Origin of the sequence: Marinomonas polaris DSM 16579 (assembly GCF_900129155.1) — a bacterium.
In the GTDB taxonomy this organism is placed as follows: domain Bacteria; phylum Pseudomonadota; class Gammaproteobacteria; order Pseudomonadales; family Marinomonadaceae; genus Marinomonas; species Marinomonas polaris.
The window spans coordinates 60,531-85,015 of record NZ_FQVF01000012.1; the positions used below are offsets into that span (position 1 = coordinate 60,531).

16 protein-coding genes are annotated in these 24,485 nt (G+C 43.7%); 7 read left to right on the forward strand and 9 right to left on the reverse strand.

The window, feature by feature from the left end; genetic code table 11:
* Positions 1-126: 126 nt before the first annotated feature.
* The 8 genes from BUA59_RS13670 to BUA59_RS13705 all read right to left on the reverse strand — a co-directional run bounded on the left by BUA59_RS13670 (position 127) and on the right by BUA59_RS13705 (position 11,984).
* Complete coding sequence (locus BUA59_RS13670) at positions 127-531, reverse strand: hypothetical protein (RefSeq protein ID WP_072840258.1); 405 nt, start codon at positions 529-531, stop codon at positions 127-129.
* 94 nt (positions 532-625) lie between these two features.
* On the reverse strand, positions 626-1,039 hold the full coding sequence (locus BUA59_RS13675) for a hypothetical protein (protein WP_072840259.1): 414 nt from the start codon (positions 1,037-1,039) through the stop codon (positions 626-628).
* Between the two features lie 107 nt (positions 1,040-1,146).
* A complete protein-coding gene (locus BUA59_RS13680; protein ID WP_072840260.1) occupies positions 1,147-2,505 on the reverse strand; it encodes a DEAD/DEAH box helicase in 1,359 nt (452 codons plus the stop codon).
* 235 nt (positions 2,506-2,740) lie between these two features.
* Positions 2,741-3,622: a transglutaminase family protein gene (locus BUA59_RS13685; protein WP_072840261.1), complete on the reverse strand. Its 882-nt coding sequence runs from the start codon at positions 3,620-3,622 to the stop codon at positions 2,741-2,743.
* The gene (locus BUA59_RS13690) at positions 3,619-6,198 is read right to left on the reverse strand and encodes a circularly permuted type 2 ATP-grasp protein (protein WP_084122443.1); all 2,580 of its coding nucleotides are present in this window, start codon (positions 6,196-6,198) and stop codon (positions 3,619-3,621) included. The genes BUA59_RS13685 and BUA59_RS13690 overlap by 4 nt, the downstream gene beginning before the upstream one ends.
* A 28-nt stretch (positions 6,199-6,226) precedes the next feature.
* On the reverse strand, positions 6,227-9,586 hold the full coding sequence (locus BUA59_RS13695; protein ID WP_072840262.1) for a transglutaminase family protein: 3,360 nt from the start codon (positions 9,584-9,586) through the stop codon (positions 6,227-6,229).
* Positions 9,583-10,527 (reverse strand): alpha-E domain-containing protein, encoded by a 945-nt coding sequence (locus BUA59_RS13700; RefSeq protein WP_072840263.1) that lies wholly within the window; start codon positions 10,525-10,527, stop codon positions 9,583-9,585. The genes BUA59_RS13695 and BUA59_RS13700 overlap by 4 nt, the downstream gene beginning before the upstream one ends.
* Before the next feature lie 2 nt (positions 10,528-10,529).
* Positions 10,530-11,984 (reverse strand): circularly permuted type 2 ATP-grasp protein, encoded by a 1,455-nt coding sequence (locus BUA59_RS13705; RefSeq protein ID WP_072840264.1) that lies wholly within the window; start codon positions 11,982-11,984, stop codon positions 10,530-10,532.
* 332 nt (positions 11,985-12,316) lie between these two features.
* On the opposite strand from BUA59_RS13705, the gene BUA59_RS13710 reads away from it, so the two are divergent.
* From BUA59_RS13710 to BUA59_RS13725, 4 genes are all read left to right on the forward strand, one after another.
* A complete protein-coding gene (locus BUA59_RS13710) occupies positions 12,317-13,510 on the forward strand; it encodes an FAD-dependent monooxygenase (RefSeq protein WP_072840265.1) in 1,194 nt (397 codons plus the stop codon).
* A 197-nt stretch (positions 13,511-13,707) separates the two neighbouring features.
* Positions 13,708-16,047, forward strand: coding sequence for a glucose/quinate/shikimate family membrane-bound PQQ-dependent dehydrogenase (locus BUA59_RS13715; protein ID WP_072840266.1), 2,340 nt, complete (start codon positions 13,708-13,710; stop codon positions 16,045-16,047).
* Between the two features lie 311 nt (positions 16,048-16,358).
* Positions 16,359-17,672: a Na+/H+ antiporter NhaC family protein gene (locus tag BUA59_RS13720; protein ID WP_072840267.1), complete on the forward strand. Its 1,314-nt coding sequence runs from the start codon at positions 16,359-16,361 to the stop codon at positions 17,670-17,672.
* A gap of 132 nt (positions 17,673-17,804) precedes the next feature.
* Positions 17,805-18,695: a DMT family transporter gene (locus tag BUA59_RS13725; protein ID WP_072840268.1), complete on the forward strand. Its 891-nt coding sequence runs from the start codon at positions 17,805-17,807 to the stop codon at positions 18,693-18,695.
* Here the strand turns inward: BUA59_RS13725 and BUA59_RS13730 are convergent, their stop codons facing one another.
* Positions 18,696-19,274: a TetR/AcrR family transcriptional regulator gene (locus BUA59_RS13730; protein ID WP_072840269.1), complete on the reverse strand. Its 579-nt coding sequence runs from the start codon at positions 19,272-19,274 to the stop codon at positions 18,696-18,698.
* Between the two features lie 93 nt (positions 19,275-19,367).
* Here BUA59_RS13730 and BUA59_RS13735 point away from each other — a divergent pair, with 93 nt between their 5' ends.
* The 3 genes from BUA59_RS13735 (at position 19,368) to BUA59_RS13745 (ending at position 24,484) form a co-directional block, all read left to right on the forward strand.
* Positions 19,368-20,561 carry an efflux RND transporter periplasmic adaptor subunit gene (locus BUA59_RS13735; protein WP_072840270.1) on the forward strand — a complete coding sequence of 398 codons (1,194 nt, stop codon included), beginning with the start codon at positions 19,368-19,370 and terminating at the stop codon, positions 20,559-20,561.
* Positions 20,562-20,564: 3 nt separating this feature from the next.
* Positions 20,565-23,693, forward strand: a complete 3,129-nt coding sequence (locus tag BUA59_RS13740; protein ID WP_072840271.1) for an efflux RND transporter permease subunit — start codon at positions 20,565-20,567, stop codon at positions 23,691-23,693.
* Between the two features lie 158 nt (positions 23,694-23,851).
* On the forward strand, positions 23,852-24,484 hold the full coding sequence (locus tag BUA59_RS13745) for a Rossmann-fold NAD(P)-binding domain-containing protein (protein ID WP_072840272.1): 633 nt from the start codon (positions 23,852-23,854) through the stop codon (positions 24,482-24,484).
* Position 24,485: the final 1 nt, after the last annotated feature.

Below are 24,485 nucleotides of genomic sequence, written 5' to 3' on the forward strand. Positions count from 1 at the left end.
AAAAAACATACAAAGAATAAATATTTTTATAACAATTTTTATATGATTTTTTCAACCATTTATTTTTCGTATTTTGAATACATGTTCAGTTTTTTTTAGCTATTCGTTATTTTTTTCATGAAATTATTAATGGGTTCTTTTTATTTTACGTACTCGCATAAAAGTTTCGTTGCAGAACGTTCCAATAACGGCACTAAACGCTATGGTAAAGTTTAGAATGAAGATTAATTCATTGCCGTATTCTTGGTTTTTGAGATCATCCCCCCAAATATAAAAGAAGATAGAAACACCAAATAACAATAGGCTTATCTTATTAGTCATAAAAAAGAAGGGGATTTCAAATATCCAAAGCTCTTTCTTGTTTCCGTATCTGATTATCAAATTTAATAAAACATATGAAATCGTGGTCGCTATAGCAATCATGTATGCCTGAAATATTTGGTAATCATTTAATAGCGTACTTCCCATATAAATGGAAAATCCAGCTGCAATAATCCAAAAAATCAAAATTGGCCCTAAAATCAATCCCATTACTTTATCCTTTTTTAGTTTATAGGTTTTCACCTATATTAACTTCATTTCTATTTTTCGGTGTTATTCTGCTTCTATATCTGCTTATTTAAATTCAATAAGTTTGCTCGATATTATGTTTTTCCATGAAGCTTTCACTACTAAATGAGCCAAGCAGTGTCCCTAATGAAATAGATAACGCGATAATGAAAATTAGGGACTTAATTGATGGGTTTTTAATACGTTTCTTGATGAAGAAGTAGGTTAAAAATGCAGCTAGGTATAAGAGTGCAGCATCTAGGTTAAACAAGAAAAAAAATATTATTTCAAATGCCCAGAGCGATTCTCTACCTTCAAACTGATTGATAGAGTGAGTCTTATACATAATTGCGAGAAGAATGGCGGCTATCGTTGGTAGTATCTTGTAGACAAACAGCTTCTCTTCTTTCAATAAGACATAGCCGATTCGAAGCGAGAAAAGAAAGCAGATTACCCAAAATAAAAAAAGAGGGAGGATTACTATTCCCATAACACGTCCTTGATGTTAGTGAATTTCGTTTATTATTTTTTCAAAAAAGCCACAGTGAGATAGTCTTACTGTGGCTTTATTTATTCTAGCAGATTAGATGATGAGAATTAATCTGGTTTACGATTACGACGCGCTGGTGCTAGAGGCTTGCTTCGAAGACCTTGGCCTGGTGTCATTTCTGCTTTTGGTGCGCTAGGGCGACGATTGCCAGACTTAGGCGCATTGCCTTGTTTCGCGCCATTACCTTGTCTTGGAGCATTGGTTTGTTCACGCGGTCTTTTTGGCTTGTTAGGCTTGATTGGACGTGTATCCAATGTAGTATCAGGCAACATGTGTGTTGGCATGAAATCATCTTCGTAACGACGTTCAATTAGCTTCTGAGTCAAACGCTCAATCGCGCGTAATTGATCTAGTTCGTCGGCGGCTACCAATGAAATTGCTTTGCCAGTTGCGCCAGCACGACCAGTACGGCCGATACGGTGAACGTAATCTTCTGCTACATCTGGTAGGTCAAAGTTGACTACGTGAGGCAGTTGTTCGATGTCCAGTCCACGCGCCGCGATGTCCGTCGCGACAAGAATACGAATACGGCCTTCTTTAAAGTCTGATAAAGCGCGAGTACGTGCGCCTTGGCTTTTGTTGCCGTGGATGGCGCTAGCACGAATGCCAGCGTCTTCTAATTGTTTGGTGATTTTATTTGCACCGTGTTTAGTGCGAGAAAAGACCAATGCCTGATCCCAACGACCGTCAGCGATAAGTTGAATTAACAACTCAGTTTTGCGTTTCTTATCGACTGGGTGCAACCACTGTTCTACAGAGACCGCTGTCGCATTACGTGGCGTAACGGAAATCTCGATTGGGTTGTTTACCAAGCCTTTTGCTAACTGGCGAATTTCTGGTGAAAAGGTCGCAGAGAACAATAAGTTCTGACGTTTCTTCGGCAGAATAGCTAGGATTTTTTTGATGTCATGGATAAAGCCCATGTCCAGCATGCGATCTGCTTCGTCTAACACTAGGATTTCTAGCTTGTCGAAACGTACTGCTTTTTGGTTGTATAAATCCATCATGCGGCCAGGCGTTGCGATCAATATATCCGCGCCGCGACGTAGTGCCATCATTTGAGGATTGATTTTAACGCCGCCGAATACCACTGTTGATTTAAGAGACAGATGCTGGCCGTAATTTTTGACGCTTTCAGCGACTTGCGCTGCTAATTCACGAGTTGGTGTTAATACTAAAGCGCGAACTTGATTGCTTTGTGCGTTTTCGCCTTTACTTAAAATTTCAAGCAAGGGTAAGGTAAAACCGGCTGTTTTGCCTGTCCCTGTTTGGGCTGCGGCCATCACATCTTGGCCTTCAAGAATGGCTGGTATTGCCTGAGCTTGAATTGCAGACGGCTCAGTATAGCCTTGATCTTCAATGGCTTTTAAGATGGGGGCAGAAAGCCCAAGTTTGTTGAAACTCATAGATGTTCTCATGTTTTATAAAGGCAGGTGCTAAGCTGAAAGGTCAGGTTATGCAAGAATTTCGCGAAGCTTACCTTATATCGGCTCTACATGCTATGTAGTATGGCTTTTGGATGATAATTGTACTGGCCGAGGTTGTAATAAAAAGCGCAGTAAAAGCGTCTTTGCATCGACTTACTGTGTCGAGCAAACTATGCCGAGCAAAGACTTATTCGTATCTTACCAAGCTATTTGGTTAGACTCGTTTTACATCTACCGAAACGGCAAGTTGCTGAGAGCCGCCACCTTCAAAAATAACGCCTTGAAGTGGTGTCACGTCAGCATAATCTCGACCCCATGCAGTGACGATATGCTGATCGCTTGGCATTAGGTCATTGGTTGGATCAAATTCTACCCAACCTAATTCAGGGATAAACACCGCGAACCAAGCGTGAGAGGCATCCGCACCAACCAATTTTTCTTGTCCTGGTGGGGGCAAGGTTTCTAGGTAGCCACTCATATAACGAGCTGGAATGCCAACCGAACGCAAACAGCCAATGGCTAAATGAGCGAAATCCTGACATACACCGCTGCGCTGTTTTAGTACTTGCTCAAGTGGCGTCGCAACGGTTGTACTAGCTGGGTCGAATTTGAATTCAGTGAAGATCTTATGAGTGAAAGCCAATGCTGCCTGTAAGACAGGTTTGTCATCTGTAAAAGTGCTTAGAGCATAGGCCTTTAAATCTTCTGAACAACGTATTTGCGGAGAATCCAGTAGATATTCTTTTGCCATGCGCAGTTCAGGTGTATTTGGATTACTTAGTTGCGCGCGTAATTGACCACAAGTGAGCGTGCTTTGCATTTGCCATTGAAGTACATTCAATGGTGAAATTTCAAAGTCAGTGGTGACATCAATCACCAATTTTTTATGGGCTTCTTGAATCGAAAAATAAAACGTCTGATTACCGAAATAATCTTCGCCATCGTTTTGATAAACTGGTGGCGGATTGATTTGTATTTTCTGATTCAAGCAGCGCTGATTGCGCGTATCTCGCGGTAGGAGGTGAGCCATGTTGTAACATAAGCTCACTGGCGCTCCATAAGTGTATTCCGTTATATGGCGAACGCGGTACCTCATACATTTGTTCCTCTGATGGCTTCAGTCAAAGACTGCGGGCCAGCGGTATGGTCAAAATACTTATCGCTAATGAGAACGGTAAATTGCTCAAGTTGAGCTAAAAACTCGGTCATGAGTTGCTCTAGTTTTAGACGGCTTTGGCTATCTGGATCAATCTTGGCAAGTTCTTCCAAATCGGCAAGCTGAATATCATTTAGCGATTTTAAAATGATTTTATTTTCAGGGCTTAGGCCAGCAGTTGTTGTCTCATTTCTGGGCAGTTCTCTGATGTATTTACGCAGTTGCTCTACTTGATAAAGTAAAGAGCGTGGATTAGTACCATCAATCATCAATAGATCCAATCCATAAGCAACGCGAGCACGATTACGATAGCGGCGACGGAAGGAAATAAGGGCTTCTACGCTTAATAAAACGGATTCTAGAATTTGCTGTTGCGGTCCAGATGATAGTGGCGTAGTGAGCGCAGAGCGTAACAAGGTTGCCGTTTGCAGTGCACGTTCGGTACGACGGCCAATTTCTTGAAACGTCCAGTCGAGTCCGCGTAACATGCTTTCATGGTTCAAACCGGACAGCGCCAACAAAGAGGTAACAAGACTGTCTAACGATTCTTCCGGTGCAGAAGGTAAACCATTGGTATAAGCACGATCTAGCTCATGAATATGGTCGCGCAGCTCATTGATGATGATACGAGTATCGGCAGACAGCATTTCTTTCACTTGCTCGCCACAACTTAACATAGCTTGCAGGTTAGCTTTGACGGATCCCGCTCGGCTGCCATCAGTTATGATAGAAACGAGTTCAGCTTCTGGGTTGGCGAGGAGCTTTTCGTCTGCTTCCATAAAGCCGGGCAAGCAGCCAGTTTGCGTAGACGCCATTTCAAGTAACATACGGCGGCTTTCTTCTGGTAATGGGTCAATACCATTCATCTGTTTAAAAATGGTACGTAGTAAGCGCATACTGATTTCTGCACGTTCAGCATAACGCCCCATCCAAAATAAGTTTTCTACCACTCGGCTTGGTAAATTAGCTTGTAAGGCTTCGTCTTGTAATAAAACTTGATCAGTAATTAAGTTACTTTGCGCTTCTGGCTCTGCGGCGATGATCCAAGTGTCTTTACTTTTTGAGCTAGACATATTGGTGACAATGGAATCTTTTGTCGATTCGCCAGCACGAGATAAACCGCCAGGCATGACTGTGTAGCCTGTTGGGTTAGCAACGGTGAAAGCTCGCAATAGGCTTGGCCTAGCTTGTATTTTTCCATTTAACCAAATAGGCGACATAGAGCCTGGAACATAACTTTGCGCAGCATATAGATGCGGGGCTTTTTTGATTTTTTCTATGGTATTAAGTTTTTGCTTTTCGCTTAGCGTGTGGCCATAAATACTGTTGCTGCTATGGCTACGAATCGCAGGCTTGATAATCAGGTTACTAAGATTGGCGATAACATAATTTAAGTCGTCTTTATCACCACACCACCAGGTTGCTACAGAAGGTAAAGTTAGTTGTTTACCTGTCAAAAATTCACTGATGGCAGGCAAAAATTTAACTAATGCTGGCGCTTCTAAAATGCCGCTACCTAATGGGTTAGCAAGCACGACGTTACCTGCTCGTACTACTTCTAATAAACCTGGAACTCCTAGGAAAGAGTCGGCTCTTAGTTCGGCTTGATCGCAGTAGGCGTCATCGACACGACGTAAAATAACATCGACACGTGCCAAGCCATTTAAAGATTTCATCCATACCGCGCCATTACGTACGGTTAAATCGCTGCCTTGAACTAATGGAAAGCCAAGATAGTTTGATAAGTAGGCTTGTTCGAAATAGGTGCTACTGTAAGCACCAGGAGACAGCATGACGATACGTGGCGTATCCGTCCATTGACTGGCAAGAGACGTCAGCATATTTTTGAAGGATTGGAAAAATCCTGCAAGACGACGCACTTGACTGTCGCGGAAACTGTTCGGAATAACACGCGATACCACGGTACGGTTTTCTAATGCGTAGCCCGCGCCATTTGGAGCTTGGGTACGATCGCCAATGACTTGGAATTGACCCGCATGGTCACGTACTAGATCCACCGCATGGTGCAGTAATTGATGAGCACCGGGAACCATAACACCGTGGCATTGACGTAAAAATCCTGGATGGCTAAAAATAATCTCAGAAGGAATAATGCCGTTTTTCAGCAGTTCTTGCGGACCATAGAGGTCTTTTAAGATCAGATCGAATAAGTTTGAGCGCTGAGCTAAACCTTGCTCTATCTCAAGCCATTCATCGGTCGGAATAATATTGGGAATAAGATCCAGCGACCAAACACTTGGCGTGAGTGGGTCGCTGGTTAAATTATAGGTAGCTCCGTCTTCACGAAGGATACGCTGAGCACGACGTTGTCGGTCGAGCATTTCCTCGTCTGAAAGATTGCTTATGTTACGCAGCAGTGCTTCCCAATGTGCGCGCGGTTGGCGATCTTCCGTGAAGGCCTCATCATAAGCATTTATCGGTTTATCATAGGCGGAAGATAACGTCGGTTTCTCATCTATCACCGACGTTATAAAAGTACCTGTTTGAAGTTGCATAATGTGCTTGAGCCTAAAAAATTAATTATTAGAGAACATTATACTGCTTCCTTAGGTCTAATGTATGCGGATATTCATTCATTGGCTCTTCAGCTGGTGGTGACATTGCACGAGGCTCGTCTCCATTCGGGTAAAAAGAGCGTAATGCACTGAAGGCTGGCGGTGGTGATAGCGTGCCTTGAGTGAAGCCGTGATCCCAGAAACGGTTCACACGGCGAGCTTCCGCTTCATTGCTATTGACTGGTACATTGTCATACGTACGTCCACCTGGGTGAGACACATGATAAGTACAACCGCCCACAGATAAGCCATTCCATGTATCGATTAAATCAAATATTAGTGGCGTATCTGTCCCTAGTGTTGGGTGCAAGGCCGATGGTGGCGCCCAAGCTTTGTAGCGAACCGCGCCAACGTATTCGCCTTTGCGACCTGTAGAACGAATCGGCACGCGACGGCCATTACAGCTAAGCACATAACGTCCATCAGTTAAGCCAGATAGTTTTACCTGCAAACGTTCGACGGAAGAATCTACGTAGCGAGCAGTCCCCGATCCGGTGATTTCTTCACCTAGAACGTGCCAAGGCTCAATTGCCCAACGAAGTTCAATTTCCATGTCATCGATTTTTTGACGACCATAATGAGGGAAACGGAACTCTTCAAATGGTGCTAACCATTCTAGTTTGAATGGGAAACCATGGCGCTGAAGATCTTCGACCACTTCTTTAACGTCCTGCCAAACAAAATGTGGCAGCATGAATTTGTCATGCAAGCTGGTGCCCCAACGAACCAAAGGCTTTTTGTACGGTTCTTTCCAGAAGCGTGCAACTAAGCAGCGCAACAACAGCATTTGCACGAGAGACATGTGCGGATGCGGTGGCATTTCAAAACCACGGAATTCCAATAAACCTTGTCTACCGCTGGCGCTGCCAGCTGCGTAAAGCTTATCAATACAGAATTCAGAACGATGCGTGTTACCTGTGATATCGACTAGCAAGTTACGCATCAAGCGGTCGACTAACCAAGGTTCTTCAACAAAACCAGACGGCATGTTTTGGAAAGCGATTTCCATTTCATATAGGGCTTCGTCGCGACCTTCGTCTGGACGTGGTGCTTGGCTAGTTGGGCCAATAAACATGCCAGAGAAAAGATAAGATAAACCTGGATGATGCTGCCAGAAGGTTACTAAACTTTGTAGTAACTCAGGGCGACGTAACAGCGGACTGTCTGCTGGTGTACGGCCTCCAAGCGTTACGTGATTACCACCACCTGTGCCGGTATGGCGACCATCAAGCATGAATTTTTCTGCGCCTAGACGAGAAAGATAGGCTTGGTGATATAGAGTTTCGGTATTGTGAACCAATTCTTTCCAGCTTGCCGCAGGGTGAATGTTCACCTCGATAACACCTGGATCTGGCGTGATTAGGAACTTCTGCAAGCGCGGATCTTTTGGTGGCTCGTAACCTTCGACAACGATAGGTTTATCAAGGACTTTAGCAACCGCTTCAAGATGCTCAAGAACATTCACAAAATGCTCAAGATGCGTCATAGGTGGCATGAATACATGCAAGCGGCCATCACGTGGTTCGATACACAAGGTAGTGCGAATCACGTTTTTCAACGTTTTTTCTGGCGCTAAGGCAGGTGCTGCTGGTTTTTTAGCGAAATGCTGCTTGGCAACGCTTTCTAATACCGCGTTGTCTTTTTTGTTCGCCAAAGGTTGGCGAGGATCAAACGGATCACGCTCAGGAATACGATCTTCTTCGGCTTGCGCTGGTAAAGAATTCAGTGGCAAACGATAACCCATTGGGCTGTCGCCCGGAATCAAGGTAATAACGTCACTGCGCATTGGCCAAAGGGAGCTATTCCAACGATTGTTTACAGTATCGAATTCTAACGGCAAAACGAAGCCAGTTGTGGTGCTTAAACCACGGCTAAGCAGTTTTGCTAGACGACGGCGTTCTAAATCGTCTTTTAAATCGGCTTTGGTTGGATCGGCATCCGCAGGAAGCGATTGCTCCATCCATAAATAATACAGAGTGTCTTCGTAGGTGCTTTGTAGATATTGCTTATCCAAGGCTAGTTTTTCACACAATAATTCGCCAAAAGCTTGAGCATCTTTAATGGTGTGTTTGTAGTCTTTGTCTACGCGCGCTAAATATTTCGGATCATTCCATAACGCTTCGCCGTCGGTGCGCCAGAAACAACCCAACGCCCAGCGCGGTACTTCTTCGCCCGGATACCATTTGCCTTGGCCATAATGAAGTAGGCCGTTAGCACCGAATTCTTGCTTCATTTTAATCAGCAAGTCTTTGGCTAGTTTAAGCTTTTCTGCGCCCAATGCGCCGGTATTCCATTGCTCTGAATCCATGTCGTCGATGGAGACAAACGTTGGCTCACCACCCATTGTTAGACGAACGTCGCCGTCTTCAAGCTGCTTGTCAACCGCAAAACCTAAGGCTTTGATGGTGTCCCATTCGCCTTCTGCATAGGGTTTTGTCACACGCGGATCTTCATGGATACGAGTTACAATATTGCTGTAGCTAAACTCACATTCACATTCGTCAACAAAGCCAGTAATCGGTGCTGCTGAAGCCGGCTCTGGTGTACAAGCTAGAGGGATGTGACCTTCGCCGGCGAATAGGCCTGAAGTTGGATCTAATCCAACCCAGCCTGCGCCCGGTAAAAATACTTCACACCATGCGTGTAAGTCGGTGAAATCTTCTTCTGGGCCTGATGGGCCGTCGAGCGCTTTCACGTCAGACGTTAGCTGAACTAGATAACCAGACGCGAAACGTGCTGCTAGACCAAGGCTACGTAGTATTTGAACCAGTAACCATGATGTATCACGACAAGAACCTTTTTTCAGGGTCAGGGTTTCTTCGCAAGTCTGAACGCCTGGCTCTAAACGAATTCCGTAACCAATATCCGCTGCTAAGCGACTATTGATCGCCACGAGAAAATCGTTAATCGGCGTATTTTTACGATCAACCGTAGATAGCCATTTGTCCAATAACGGGCAAGATTCAGTTACTTGTAAGTAAGGATCGAGCTCTTTCTTAAGCGCTTTATCGTAGGCAAATGGATATTCTTCCGCGTAGCTTTCAACGAAGAAATCGAATGGGTTGATTACCGTCATATCGGCGATAACTTCCACGTAAAACTCTAGCTTATTGGTCTTTTCGGGAAACACTAAGCGAGTTTGGAAATTTCCAAACGGATCTTGTTGCACATTGATAAAATGCGTTTCAGGCAAAACTTTAAGCGAGTAAGCATGAATTTTTGTGCGTGAGTGCGCAGCCGGTTGCAGTCTTAAAACGTGAGGAGCTACGTTAATAAAACGGTCAAACTCGTAAGTGGTCTTGTGCTGTATTGCGACTCTAATGGTCATGCAGCGTCTCCTTGCCGAAAATGAAACCAGTTTTCGGTGATCTGGTGATTTATTTCGATAATGGCAATCTGTATATCATTGAGATGGTTGTGAAAGTCTTCATCCAAATCTTCTGAACTATTGATTGGGTAATCAAATTCTAAAAGTTTATCTACCTTAGCGGTAATTAAACCGGCGCGTGGTAATTTTGTCGCCGCTTCACCTATTTGACCTAGGCAGTAAGCTAGAGATCGTGGGAAACAAAGGTCATTCATCAAGAATGTAGTAGCCTTTGCTCCGTTGATAGACGTTCTAACGGTGCGGCGATAATCCAAATACGCACTTTGAGACTTTAATACTTTTGACCAAGTCACTTGTCCAAGTTGAATTCTTGCTTCTGGCTCAGATTTCAACATTAAAGACACGGCCGCATCAAGAATACGTGTTCCCATATCAGCACGTTCTAAATAACGTCCCATAATGAGGAAATGCCAGCCTGAATCACGGCTCATTGCACCAGCAAAGAGGCCGATGATTTTTTGGCAGCCTTCAATAATAGTATTCAAGAAAAGATGTCGTTCTGAACGGTTAATCCCTTGCTTGATATTCTGTTGTGCGTATAGATCTAGTTCATTTATTAGTTCCCATGTTTCTTTAGGAACCGCATCACGAGTGGTCCGGATATTTTCCCGCACCATTTTTAATGATGACAGCATAGAGCTTGAGTTTGTGTCATCGGCTAAAAGAAACTTCACTACGTTACGTTCGTCTTTTACTTTATAACGTTGTTCGAAAATTTCTTCGCCACTTAGTATCTCGATTAAGTTATACCAAGATACTTCGATGTTTTTTGGAAGGTCGAATAATAGGTCGTCATAAACACTGACCAAGCGGGCTGTGTTTTCAACGCGTTCCAAATACCGTGCGCTCCAATATAAGCGTTCTGCGACTCTAGATAACATGGTTACTGCCCCTTTGTTTCAACAATCCAAGTGTCTTTACTACCACCACCTTGTGACGAATTAACGACCAAGGAACCTTTTTTCATGGCAACGCGAGTTAGGCCGCCAGTGGTGACGTAGGTTTCCTTAGCTTGCAAGATAAATGGACGAAGGTCTAGGTGACGAGGTTCTAAGACACCTTTGGATATAAGCGTTGGTGCGGTGGATAATTTCAACGTTGGTTGAGCAATGTAATTACGCGGATTTTTAGTAATTAACTCGGCAAACAGTGCTTGTTCTTTCTTCGTTGAATGAGGCCCGACTAGCATACCGTAACCGCCAGATTCGTTGGCCGGTTTAACAACCAGTTTGTCTAGGTTGGCGAGTACGTAGGCGCGTTGCTCAGGGTCATCGCACAAGAAGGTTTCGACGTTGTTAAGGATCGGCTCTTCGTTCAAGTAATAACGAATGATGTCTGGGACATAAGCGTAAACCACTTTGTCATCGGCAACACCTGCACCCGGCGCATTTGCTAGTGCGACATTACCTGCTCGCCATGCGCGCATTAGACCAGCAACACCTAGGACTGATTCAGGATCAAACGCTTCTGGGTCGATGAATAAATCGTCAATGCGACGATAGATTACATCTACGCGCTCTGGACCATCAATAGTTTTCATGTAAACGCAGTCGTCGTTGTCGACAAATAGATCGCTGCCTTCAACTAGTTCAGCACCCATTTGTTGCGCCAAGAAGGCGTGTTCAAAATAGGCGGAGTTATAAATACCCGGTGTTAACACTACGATCTCAGGGTTTTCTATATCTCTTGGCGACAAAGAGGCCAAGGTGTCAAACAATTGCGAGGTGTAAGAATCGATTGGTAAGATTGATTCGTTTTCAAACAGTTCTGGAAGAACTCGCTTAGTAATGGCGCGGTTTTCCAACATGTAAGACACACCAGAAGGTACGCGTAAGTTATCTTCTAAAACAAAGAAGTCGCCATTTTCATCTCGTACTAGATCGGTACCACAAATATGCGCCCATACGCCGTAGGCTGGTGATACGCCAACGCATTCTGGTCTAAAATTTTTGGAATCTTTGATGATATGTTCTGGGATGATGCCGTCTTTGATGACGTTTTGGTCGTGGTAGAGATCGTTGATGAAAAGGTTAAGAGCGGTTAGACGTTGTTTTAATCCTGCTTCAGCTATTTTCCAGTCTGAGGCTTCTATGGTTCTAGGGACAATATCGAAGGGCCATGCTCTGTCTATATTGCCTTCCTCTGTGTAGACCGTGAAGCTGATGCCCATTTCTTGTATCGTTGCTTCTGCGGTGAGGCGCCTCTTTTCTAGTTCGTCTTCTGAAAGACTGTCCAAATATCCCAAGAGTTGTTTTGCCGGAGATCTTGGGGCGCCTTTGTCATCTATTAACTCGTCAAAAAAATCAGATGACTGATAATGGCTCGTTAGTTTTTCCATGTATACCTCGTTCTCTTTATCAAGCCGGAGGTGGGTGCCTTAAACTTGCACACATTTGTGGGCTTTTTTTGTGCATCCGCCCCACATTGGGGAGACTTCTTTACTTTGTAAGGTGGAACCTAGCCATATCATTACCTTGATTTACTAGGCTATGCATAGTGTTTTCGCACTACTGAGAGAATAAAGCAAGGATCGAGCCATAGTATTTGAAAAGTTTTTTTACATTTTTTGTTCCATGATAAGTGACATAGGTCGGTTTTATTTAGGCCGGAATTCGCTACTATGGCGCCTTTAATTATTGCAAAAGCATCGCTAACAAAGAGGAAAGATGAGTGGGGCAAGTTAATTGTGTTGTGATTGCTGGTGCAGGTATTGGCGGTTTGTGCGCTGCGCTAGCGTTGGCTAAGCAAGGTGTTCGAGTGGTAGTGTGTGAGCAAGCTGCGAGCCTTGGTGAAGTTGGCGCAGGCCTGCAAATAAGCCCTAATGCTTTAAAAGTATTGCGACAGCTAGGTTTAGAATCTGAATTAAGTCAGTTTGTTTTTAAACCTCAACATGCTGCTATTCGAGATTATAAAACCGGCGAATACTACCTCAAATCGCCTTTAGGTAAGCAAGCTGAAGCGCGTTATGGTGCGCCTTATTGGCATCTGCATCGTGCGGATTTGCATCAGGTTTTAGCTGCAGCCTGTGCAAAGGCGGGTGTCGAATTGGTGCTAAATGCGGTGGTGATTGGCTATCGTGAAAATACTGAGCTCAAGCAAGTCTGTTTATTGCTCGAAGATGGCCGAGAGTTTTGCGCAGATTTATTGATCGGTGCAGATGGCATTCGCTCAAAAGTACGTGAGCAAATGCTAGGACAAGAATGCCCAATCTTTATGGGGCAAGTTGCTTGGCGTGGCGTTATTCCTGTCAGTGATCTGACTGTTGATGTTAAACCTGATGCGTGTGTTTGGGCTGGTCCTGGTCGGCATTTCGTGAGTTATTATTTGCGTGGTGGCGACTACGTGAACTTCGTAGCTGTGGAAGAGCGCAGCGATTGGCGGTCTGAGTCATGGCGTGAAGAAGGTGATGTCGAAGAGTTAAAGCGCGCTTTTGCAGATTGGCACCCTGAAGTTAGTGAGTTAATCAAGTCTGCGAGCAGTACGTTTTTATGGGCGTTAAATGGCCGCGATGAACTGCCTACCTGGCACAAAGGTCGAGTGGTTTTGTTGGGTGATGCTTGTCATCCCATGTTGCCTTTCATGGCGCAAGGTGCCGCGATGGCGATTGAAGACGGATATATTTTAGCTAAGTGTTTGTCTAATTATGCCTTGAGTGATGCTTTGCTTAAATATGAGCAAGTGCGTAAACCTCGTGCTACTAAAATTCAGCAAATGTCGAAAGCCAATGCTGGCTTATATCACATGCACGGTGGTGTGTTCGGCAGAATGAAATTAAAAGCACTTCAAGCTGCTGGGCGCTTTGCTCCTAGTGTTATCCAGTCTAAATTAGATGCAGTGTATGGCCATGATGTGACTAAGAATTGAGCATTGACATGGGTATTGCTTTATAAATATGTAAGAAAAAAGTCTATTTTGTCATTTTATACTCTACACTTTTCCTTTGAGCTGTAATCATCTATGGTAAATAGGTGGTGTGATGGCTGTTCTGCGGTCGTTTTGCTTCTTTACTCCTAGATTAAATGAATTAAACAAACGAATTAAACTCGAAGGGATTGTGTCATATGATTGTTCTCTCGGTACTGTTTTTAGTCATTGGTTTGGCTTTGCTGTTGGGTGGTGGCTGGTTAGTATCACTTGATGGCAGTCTCTATTATGTTGTTGCTGGCGTTGCCTTTATCGCTGTCGCTTTGTTGTTAAGAAAGCGCAATAAAATCGCCAACCTTATTTATGCTCTTTTATTGATTGGAACCTTAATCTGGTCGATTATGGAGTCGGGCTTAAGTTGGTGGCCTCTCGCAACGCGAATGGGGCTTTTCTTAATCCTCGCCGTTCCTCTTATTTTATTGGCTTTATTTAAGCGCCGCAGTGGTGGACGTTTGTTATTGCCAGTTTGGGTAGCAACCGCTTTAGTTACTATTTCTCCTTTGTTTATGACGTCACCTACGACTGTTGAAGGTAAAATGACACGGTCAGTGACCATGTCTGATGCCGATACTGGTGATGTTAATCAGGGTGAGTGGAACGCTTACGGACGTAGTAATTTAGGTCAGCGATTCTCGCCATTGGCTCAAATCACACCGGATAATGCCGATCAGCTTCAAGTCGCTTGGCAGTATCAAACAGGCGATAAAAAAGGCCCGAAAGATGTGGGGGAAACAACTTACGAAGCAACGCCTTTGAAGCTCGGTAATGCTCTTTATGTCTGTACTCCACATAACTGGGTTGTGGCATTAGATGCGGATACCGGTGAAGAGCAATGGGTTTATGATGCGAAAGTGCCTGCAGAAAGTCAGCGTCAGCACCAGACCTGTCGAGGTGTGTCTTATTTACCTCCTTCCAATGGAACACCGCTTCCACCTATTCAAAAAGAGTCGGCTCCGGCGGAAAGCTTAACCAGTATGAAGTGTAATGCTCAATTGTTCTTACCAACCTCTGATGCTCGTTTAGTGGCTATAGATCCAACAACGGGTGCCCGCTGTGCTAACTTTGCGGACAATGGCGAATTGGACTTAATGCACAACATGCCATTTAAGCAGTCTGGTTATTATTATTCTACGTCGCCGCCATTAGTGGCTGGTGGTGTGGTGATCGTCTCTGGGTCAGTGAATGATAACTATGATGTGAATTCTCCATCTGGTGTGATTCGCGCTTACGACGTGAAAACGGGTGAGTTGAAATGGAACTGGGATTCTGGTCATCCAGACGATACAACGCCTATAGGTCCAGACGAAACTTATGCGACAAGCTCACCAAATAGTTGGTCGGTTGCCAGTGCGGATGAAAAGCTTGGCTTGGCGTATTTCCCTATGGGGAATCGCACACCGGATCAGTTAGGTATGTATCGTACTCCTGCGGAAGAAAAGTATGCGACTTCGGTTGTGGCTTTGAGCCTCGAAACTGGTCAGGTCGCTTGGGTGCAGCAGTTTGTTCACCATGATTTATGGGATATGGACACGCCAGCGCAACCTGCTTTGTTGGATTTAGATACGCCAACAGGTAAACAGCCTGCTTTGGTGGTCCCAACCAAACAAGGTGATGTGTACGTGTTAAATAGAAAAACAGGCGAGCCTATTTTTCCTATTACCGAAGAACTTGCGCCACAGGGTACTATTCCTGGTGACTATGCGGCGAAAACTCAACCAACTTCTGCTTTTTCCTTTAAGCCTGCTAAGTTAACGGAAGCAGATATGTGGGGCGCGACACCATTGGATCAACTAATGTGTCGAATTCAATTTAAGCAATTACGCTATGAAGGTCGCTACACACCACCATCAGAGCAAGGCTCTATTGTTTATCCTGGGAACTTCGGGGTATTCAACTGGGGTAGCATTGCTGTCGATCCAAAACGCCAACAAATGTTTGGTATGCCTTTGTATCTTGCTTTTACTTCTACTCTGGTGCCACGAGAAGGTGCAGATTTGACTAACGCCAATAAAGGCGAGCAGGGTGTTAATTCTAATGAAGGTGCTGAGTATGCGGTGCAGTTGAAGCCTTTCTTATCTCCTTTAGGTGTTCCTTGTCAGCAGCCACCATGGGGTTATGTGGCTGGTGCCGATCTTAAAACAGGCAAAACCGTTTGGAAGCATAAAAACGGCACTATTGAAGATATGACACCATTTAAATTGCCAATAAAAATGGGCATGCCAGGTATTGGTGGTCCAGTGATTACGGATGGCGGTGTTGTTTTCATGGCCGCGTCTGTTGATAACTATTTGCGAGCTTACGACATGTCTACTGGTGAAGAGTTGTGGAAAGGTCGTTTGCCTGCAGGTGGTCAAGCCACACCAATGACTTACTTAAATAGTAAAGGTGAGCAAATGGTCGTTCAGGTAGCTGGTGGACATGGTTCCATTGGTACAACCATCGGCGATTATGTGGTTGCTTATAAACTTAAAAAGTAACTTTCTTTACAGTCCTCTTTATCTATTAGCTGTTTTATAGAGAGGCTGTCTTTAATAAGTTACAACAAAGCTCAGTATTGAAGTTGCCAGATAGTGGTAGCTTTAATAGCTGGGTTTTTTATTGGCCTAACATCGTTTATATCTATTTTGTATAATGATTAGGCTTATGTGTATTTTTTGTTATAACGTTTTGTGACAACGACATCGCGATTTATTATTGGTTCTATGTATTACTTTTTACTATCATTCGGGCCTTTCTTCCCTAAAACCACAAGTTGCAGGGTTAACTCAATCTGGAATCCTCAGACGATATGACTTCTAAATCTCCTTTGGCATTGTTGCCATTGTTACTTTTCCTTGTTCTTTTTGTTGGCAGTGGCCTTTGGTATCAGTCCGAAGGTGTGGACTTTGCCTTCTATCAGATCTCTGCCCCGGTTGCTATTTTGCCTGCTATTGCCTTGGCAATTTTATTAGGCAAAGGACATTTTAATAAGCGCATCGAAACCTTTATTGAGGGCGTGGGTGATAACACTATCGTCACCATGGTATTGATTTATTTGCTGGCTGGTGCTTTTGCTAGTGTGGCTAAAAGTGTTGGTGGTGTTGATGCGACCGTTAACTTTGGCCTGAGTGTGGTACCAGCTTCGCTTTTATTGCCAGGTTTATTTGTTATTACTGCATTTGTTGCTACTTCCATGGGAACGTCGATGGGAACTATTGCAGCCATTGCTCCGATCGCTATTGGCGTTGCTGAAGCCGCGGATTTATCTTTGTTGTTGACAGTTGGTACCGTCATTGGTGGTGCTATGTTTGGCGATAATTTATCGATTATTTCTGACACCACAATTGCCGCGACACGAACTCAGGGTTGTGACATGCGTGATAAATTCCGCATGAACTTCAAAATTGCTTTGCCTGCGGCATTGGTTACTTTAGTTTGGTTGTTTTTCCAGAGCAGCGATGCGCACATTACAGATATTAAAGACTATGAGCTGATTCGCGTTTTGCCTTACGTTGTCGTCTTGGGCTTGGCTGTCGCTGGTGTTAACGTAATGCTAGTGTTGTTCAGCGGTATTGTTTTAGCGGGTGTGATTGGTTTGACTATGCAGCCTGATTACTCGGTGGCGTCTTGGTCTTCTGATATTTATGCTGGTTACACAGGTATGCAGGAAATTTTGATTCTTTCTTTGTTGATCGGTGGCCTTGCTGCACTAATGAAAGCTCAAGGTGGTCTGGAGTGGCTGGTTGGTGCTATCGAACGTATTAGTAAAGCGTTGGGTGCAAAAGCGGGATCAACGCGCGCGGGCGAGTTGAGTATCAGCGCTGCAGTAGCCTTAACTAATTTATGTACTGCTAATAACACGGTGTCTATTTTAATTAATGGCTCTGTCGCAAAAAATATTGCTGAACGCTACAATGTTGATCCGAAGCGCAGTGCCAGCTTGTTAGATATTTTCTCATGTGTGGTACAGGGTGTATTGCCATATGGTGCGCAAATTTTATTGGCGTCTTCTTTGGCTAAAGTGTCGCCATTAGAGCTTGTGGGTTATGTTCAGTATAGCTGGATGTTGGCTGTTGCTGCTTTGATTTCTATTTTTATTGCTTGGCCAAAAGGTGCGAAGTAGGCCTTAACAGAAGCAAATTATTCATAGAAAAGCCTGCCCTTTTAGTAGCTAATCACTAGGAGCGCAGGCTTTTTGCTCCCTGGTTTAATGTTTTGAACTTTATTTAGTAAGCTTTTTTAATAAGGAATATTCTTGAAGCAAGGATCACATTTAAAGGCCGAACTGATACTGGTGTTTGTTACTGTTCTGGCAGGCTTCGGTTGGATTTTTTCAAAAGAAGCGCTAGCAGGATTACCTCCACTTTTTTTTATGGGCGTGCGTTTTATTGTTGCTGGCTTTGTATTGTTTCTTGCAGGGCAAAAGTATTTTCGCGGTTTAGATTGGCAAAACGTTAAGCAAGCGAGTTTGGTTGGTTTGGTAATGGGCATCACCATGATGTTTTGGGTAACTGGATTGGATCAAGGCTCAAACTTAGGGGTGGGAGCTTTTATCACTAGTCTTGGTGTTGTACTCGTTCCAGTGGTTGCTCGTTTTCTATTTGGTGCTAGGCCGCCGTTAAGTATTTGGATTGCTTTACCTATTGCGGTTGTTGGTTTGGGCTTTTTAGCGTTGAACGATGGGCTGAATTTTGAGTTTTCGCACTTGTATTTTTTGGGGGCCGCTTTAGGCTCAGCATTCCAATTAAACTTATTATCTCGCTTTTCAATGCGCATGCATGCTCTAGTATTAACTGCCATTCAATTGAGTGTAGCTGGGTGTTTTTTACTTTTCCTTTCTCTGTTAACAGAAACGCTTCCGCACAGTATTAGTATTGCAGTGGCTGGATGGTTTTTAGTTAGTACTTTGGTGGCAAGTAGTTTACGTTTCCTATTACAAACCTATGGGATGAGTTTGACTCCAGTGAGTCATGCCGCAGTGATTATGAACCTGGAGCCAGTTTGGACGGCTATTTTTGCTGTTTTTTGGTTTAGTGAGACCATGGCTTCAGGTCAAGTCTTTGGCTGTTTTTTGATTTTTATTGCTATGTTAGTGAGCCGCTGGTCTCAAATTAGGGCGATTTTCAAACCAGTTAAATCTTTTTGATTAAATTACATCAGGCAAAATAGTGTCTAATGTTTGTCTATAAATTTGATGCATTTCTTTAGTAAAGGGCCTCGTTTGAAAATCCCAGCGAACGAGTAACCCTTCTGTTAAAGTGACCAGCATTTCAATACGAGCAATGGCCTCTCTTTCTGTAATAGTCGGATAGCGTGACATTAAAATAACGACTGCGCGATTTTGTAAACGAGTATGAGATTCTTTGTAGATTTTGGCGATAACTGGATTACGTGTTGCCTCCGCTTGAATCTCAGTATGCATTATTCTCATATTATGAGTTTCTTGATTTTCTTCAGAAAAGTGTCGCTCTAGCCAGTCTTTTTTATCTAAAAAAGACGCCATAAACTGTAATCTTTTTTGTGTAAGCTGTTCAACTAATGCACAAATAATGTCATCTTTATGGGCATAGTAACGGTAAATTTGGCCGACACTCAACCCTGCCGTTTTTGCAATCTCACTCATACTTGCCTTATGAAAGCCTTTAATAAGAACGTGTTGTTCTGTGGCATCAATAATGCATTGTTTTCGTAGATCGCTTTTACATGGTAATTTAATAGTTCTCATTTATTTGCACGATTTGTCATATATTAGGTAGATTGCTTATATTATAGTGCCTGTGAATGATCATTCTCAATATTTCGAAAGGAAGTCTCCTCAATGTTGTCTAAATTTAAATATGCTTCAAGTGCGTTACTTGTTTTGTTGCTGGTTGGCTGTCAGGAGGAGGCCCCTAAGTCAGCGGCTGCACCATCAGCCCCTCCTAAAGCAGAAGTAGGTGTTGTCACTATTGAACCTCAAAAAACAGACTTGATGACTGAGCTGCCTGGTCGAACTACTTCTAGTTTAGTCGCTGAAATTCGCCCTCAAGTTGGCGGAATAGTTAAGAGGCGCTTTTTTGAGGAAGGTCAGGACGTTAAAACTGGCGACTTACTTTATGAATTAGATGACTCAACTTATGTTTCTTCTTACAAGCAAGCGCAAGCTGATTTAGAGTCTGCGAATGCAAGCCTTAAGTCTGCGCAACTGAAAAATGAACGTTACACTCAATTGCGTAAACAGAATAACGTTTCTCAGCAAGATCTCGATGATGCGCATGTTGCTTATTTAGAGGCAATCGCTAAGCAGAAGGGTTCTGAAGCTGCATTGGAAAGTTCTAGAATCAATTTAGGCTATACCAAGATTAAATCACCGATAGATGGTCGAATTGGTATTTCTCAAGTTACTGTTGGTGCATTGGTGACAGGTAGCCAAGCAACAGTGATGACAACAGTTCGCTCTTTAGATCCTATTTTTGTCGATTTAGCACAAACCAGTTTAGATCAGCTTAAGCAACGAAATTTCTTATCTCAAGATGACGTTGTAAAAGGTTCTAATAAAGTGTCTTTGATACTTGAGGACGGCACTAAATACCAATATGAAGGTAACTTAAAAGCGCGAGAAGTTAGTGTTAATGAATCTACTGGCAGTGTGACTTTGCGCGCAGAATTTCCAAATCCAGATAATCTTTTGCTACCAGGTATGTTTGTACGTGGTTTGATTCATGAGTTAACTCATAATGCGGCTCTTTTAGTGCCACAGCAGGGTGTTTCTCGCGACGTGAAAGGTAATCCTATCGCTTTAGTTGTTAATCAAAATAATGTAATTGAAAGCCGCATTTTAACAGTTGAACGTGCTATTGGTAATCAGTGGTTGGTGCTTTCAGGTGTTAAGGCTGGTGAAAAAGTGATTGTTGAAGGTTCCTTGAAAGTGAAAGCGGGGGCTGAGGTGGTACCAGTTGAAATGACAAGAGACCCTAAAAGCGGCGCTATTGTTGCAAAGAATGCTAATGCATCTTCGGCTCAAGGGAATTAATTTATGCTAGCTCATTTTTTTATAAATCGTCCGGTTTTTGCGTGGGTGATTTCTATCGCCATCATGCTAGCTGGTTTGGCATCGATATTGAATTTGCCAATATCCCAATATCCTAATGTGGCGCCGCCTACTATCAGTATTTCTGCTACGTATTCTGGTGCTTCTGCTGAAACGGTTGAGAACAGCGTTACGCAAATATTAGAGCAACAACTGACTGGTTTAGACGGCTTGTTGTATTTCTCATCATCAAGTAGTTCAAGTGGTCGTACTAGCATCAATGTAACCTTCGAACAGGGTACGGATGCTGATATTGCGCAAGTGCAGGTTCAAAATAAGATTCAACAAATTACCTCTAATTTACCTGAATCAGTACAGAGAAATGGCGTGACTGTTAGAAAGTCGAATTCTGATTTCTTAATGGTTGCGGCTATTTATGATGAAACGGATACGGATACTGCAAACGATATTTCCGACTTTCTCGTTTCTAGTGTGCAAGACCCTGTTTCTCGCGTTGATGGGGTAGGTAGTATTCAGGTGTTTGGCGCAGAGTACGCTATGCGTATATGGTTGGATCCATTGAAGCTTGCGTCATATAAATTAATGCCTTCTAACGTATCTTCTGCTATCAATGCTCAAAATACCCAAGTGGCAGCAGGTAGCTTAGGTGCTTACCCAATAATAAAGGGTCAAGAGTTGAATGTGACGGTAACTGCTCAGTCTAAATTACAGACAGCAGAGCAGTTTAGAGACATTATCTTGGCATACGATGACAGCGGCGCGACGGTTCGTTTGAGCGATGTGGCGAAGGTTGAGTTGGGTAGTGAGTCTTACGGGTACATTCCACGTTTGAATGGTCACCCAGCCTCAGGCATGGCTGTTATGCTAGCTCCTGGAGCTAATGCGCTATCAACATCTGAAGCCGTTAAGAAAGTATTGAATGGACTATCTTCAACCCTACCTGATGGCTATAAACTATCCTTCCCTGTAGATAATACCGCTTTTATACGCATATCAATCGAAGAGGTAGTGAAAACCCTTTTTGAAGCCATCGTCTTGGTTGTTATCGTTATGTTCATCTTTTTGCAGAATTGGCGCGCAACGTTAATTCCTGCGATTGCTGTTCCTGTTGTGCTTTTGGGTACGTTTGGTGTACTGGAGATATTTGGCTTCTCGATAAATACCTTAACCATGTTTGGTGTTGTGCTGTCCATTGGCCTGCTAGTAGATGATGCTATCGTAGTGGTGGAAAACGTAGAACGGGTTATGGAAGAAGATAAGTTGTCTCCAAAAGAGGCAACAATCAAATCCATGAAAGAAATTACCAGCGCCTTAGTGGGTATTGCGGTTGTTTTGTCAGCGGTGTTTTTACCAATGGCTTTCTTCAGTGGTTCAACAGGGGTTATTTACCGTCAATTTTCTATTACCATCGTAGCGTCTATGACCTTGTCTGTAATCGTTGCATTGACATTAACTCCAGCGCTTTGTGCGACCCTGCTAAAAGCGAATCATGGTGGTAATAATAAAGGCTTGGGTGGTTGGTTTAACCGTAATTTCGATCGCGCTACGGATAAATATTTTGGTAGTGTTAGTAGCATTATTAAGAAACCGGTTCGTTGGATGCTAGGCTATGGTGTTATTGTTGCTGGTCTAGCTGGTTTGATGGTCACATTGCCGTCAGGCTTCTTGCCAACAGAAGATCAAGGCCGAGTGATGGTTATGGTGTCTCTGCCTGAAGGTGCTGCTATGTCACGCACTGACAAGGTAATGCGTGACGTAGAAAGCTATTTCATGAATCAAGAAAAAGATAATGTTGAAGATATTTTTACCATTTCAGGTTTTAACTTCATGGGTAGCGGGCAAAATGCTGGTATGGCGTTTGTTGCCTTAAAAGACTGGAGCGAGCGTGTTGGTCCTGCTAATAGCGCTAGTGCGATTGTTGGTCGTTCATATGGTGCTTTTGCGGGAATTCGTGATGCGAGAATTTTTTCTTTGATACCGCCATCTATTCAAGGTCTGGGTCAGAGTAATGGCTTTACTTTTCAGCTTCAAGCATCAGGGAATACAGATCGTGCAACGTTACTCGAAATGCGTAATGCCTTGCTGCAAAATGCCAATACAAGTCAGTTGCTAACTGGGGTTCGTTTAGGCTCGGATTCAGAAGCTCCACAATTACATATCGATATAGACCAAGAAAAAGCGTCAGCTTTGGGCTTGTCTATGTCAGATATCAGCTCGACTTTGAGCAGTGCTTGGGCAGGATCTTATATTAATGACTTTATCGACCGTGGCCGCGTTAAAACGGTTTATATGCAAGGCGAAGCTCAATATCGCTCTTCTCCTGAAGATCTACAACATTGGTATGTGCGCGGTAATGATAATACGATGACGCCATTTTCTGCTTTTGCTAAGAGTGAATGGACGTATGGACCGAAAAGCTTAACTCGTTTTAATGGCTTGGCTTCTTATGAGATTCAGGGTTCTGGTGCCCCAGGTGTAAGTTCTGGGGCTGCCATGGATGAATTACAAAATATAGCTGATGCTTTGCCAGGCGGTGTTACTGGCTCTTGGAGTGGTTTGTCGTATCAAGAACGCCTATCAAGTGGTCAAACACAGATCCTTTATGCAATTTCTATTTTGGTGGTGTTCTTATGTTTGGCTGCCTTGTATGAAAGCTGGACTGTGCCGTTTTCTGTTATCTTGGTTATTCCTCTTGGGGTAATTGGTTCGGCGGCGGCGGCTCATTTGCGCGGCCTAGAAAATGATGTCTATTTCCAAGTAGCCTTGTTGACAACTATTGGTCTTTCGTCAAAAAATGCGATCTTGATCGTTGAGTTTGCAGAAGCGGCGTACCGTCGAGGGCTGAACGTATGGGATGCCGCCGCCCAAGCCGCTCGTTTGCGTTTACGTCCGATTATCATGACGTCTATGGCATTTATGGTGGGTACATTACCGTTGGCACTTTCTTCTGGTGCTGGTGCAAACAGCCGAATCTCAATTGGTTCAGGTATTGTGGGTGGTACATTAACCGCTACGGTATTGGCAATTTTCTTTGTGCCTCTCTTCTTTGTCGTGGTACGACGCATTTTCCCTAAGCGTCCTGAGGCTTTATCTAGTAACGAAAACGCTGAGTAATTCGTTAAAAGGTTATGAATGAAAAAGGAGCTTTTATCAGCTCCTTTTTTTATGGGGTTTGAAGTATTTGCAAGGTTGGAGATTTTGAATCATCGATTTAGATGAGTCGATTAACATTTTTGTTTGGTATGTATTCCATACAAGAGAGGAGGTCTTAGATGAAATTATTATTAGTTGGTTCGACGGGGTTGGTGGGGCGTCTTGTTTTAACGCTAGCGTTAGAGGATTCGAGGGTTAGTGAGGTTGTTGTGCTTTCTCGAAAGGCTTTATCGGTAGAGCATGCGAAATTACGAACCCTGTTGGTCGACTTTGATAATTTGCCAGACGATCCAGATTTATGGAAGGTCGACGCCGTCATTTGTACCTTGGGCACAACCATGCGTGCGGCAGGTTCGAAAGAAGCCTTTCGATTGGTTGATTTCACTTACCCGCTTGCTATTGCCAAAAAGACTTATGAACATGGCTCACAGGCCTATGTTTTGAATTCTGCGTCAGGAGCAAATCCAGACTCTTCTATTTTTTATAACAAGGTTAAGGGAGAATTAGAGCAGGCCTTGATCGGCTTGAGCTTTGCTTCGTTGGCGTTAGTTCGTCCGGGGTTGATCGGTGGAGAGCGTTCTGAATTTCGCCTTGGGGAAAGTGTCGGAGCGGCTGTCTTGAGTTTTCTTGGGCCAATTTTGCCGCGCCGCCTGCGTATCAATCCTGCGCCAAAAATTGCTGAGGCTTTGTTAGAGTCGGCTATTCAAGGCTTTGATGGTGTTTGTGTGGTGAGTTCTGGTCAGCTTATTTAAT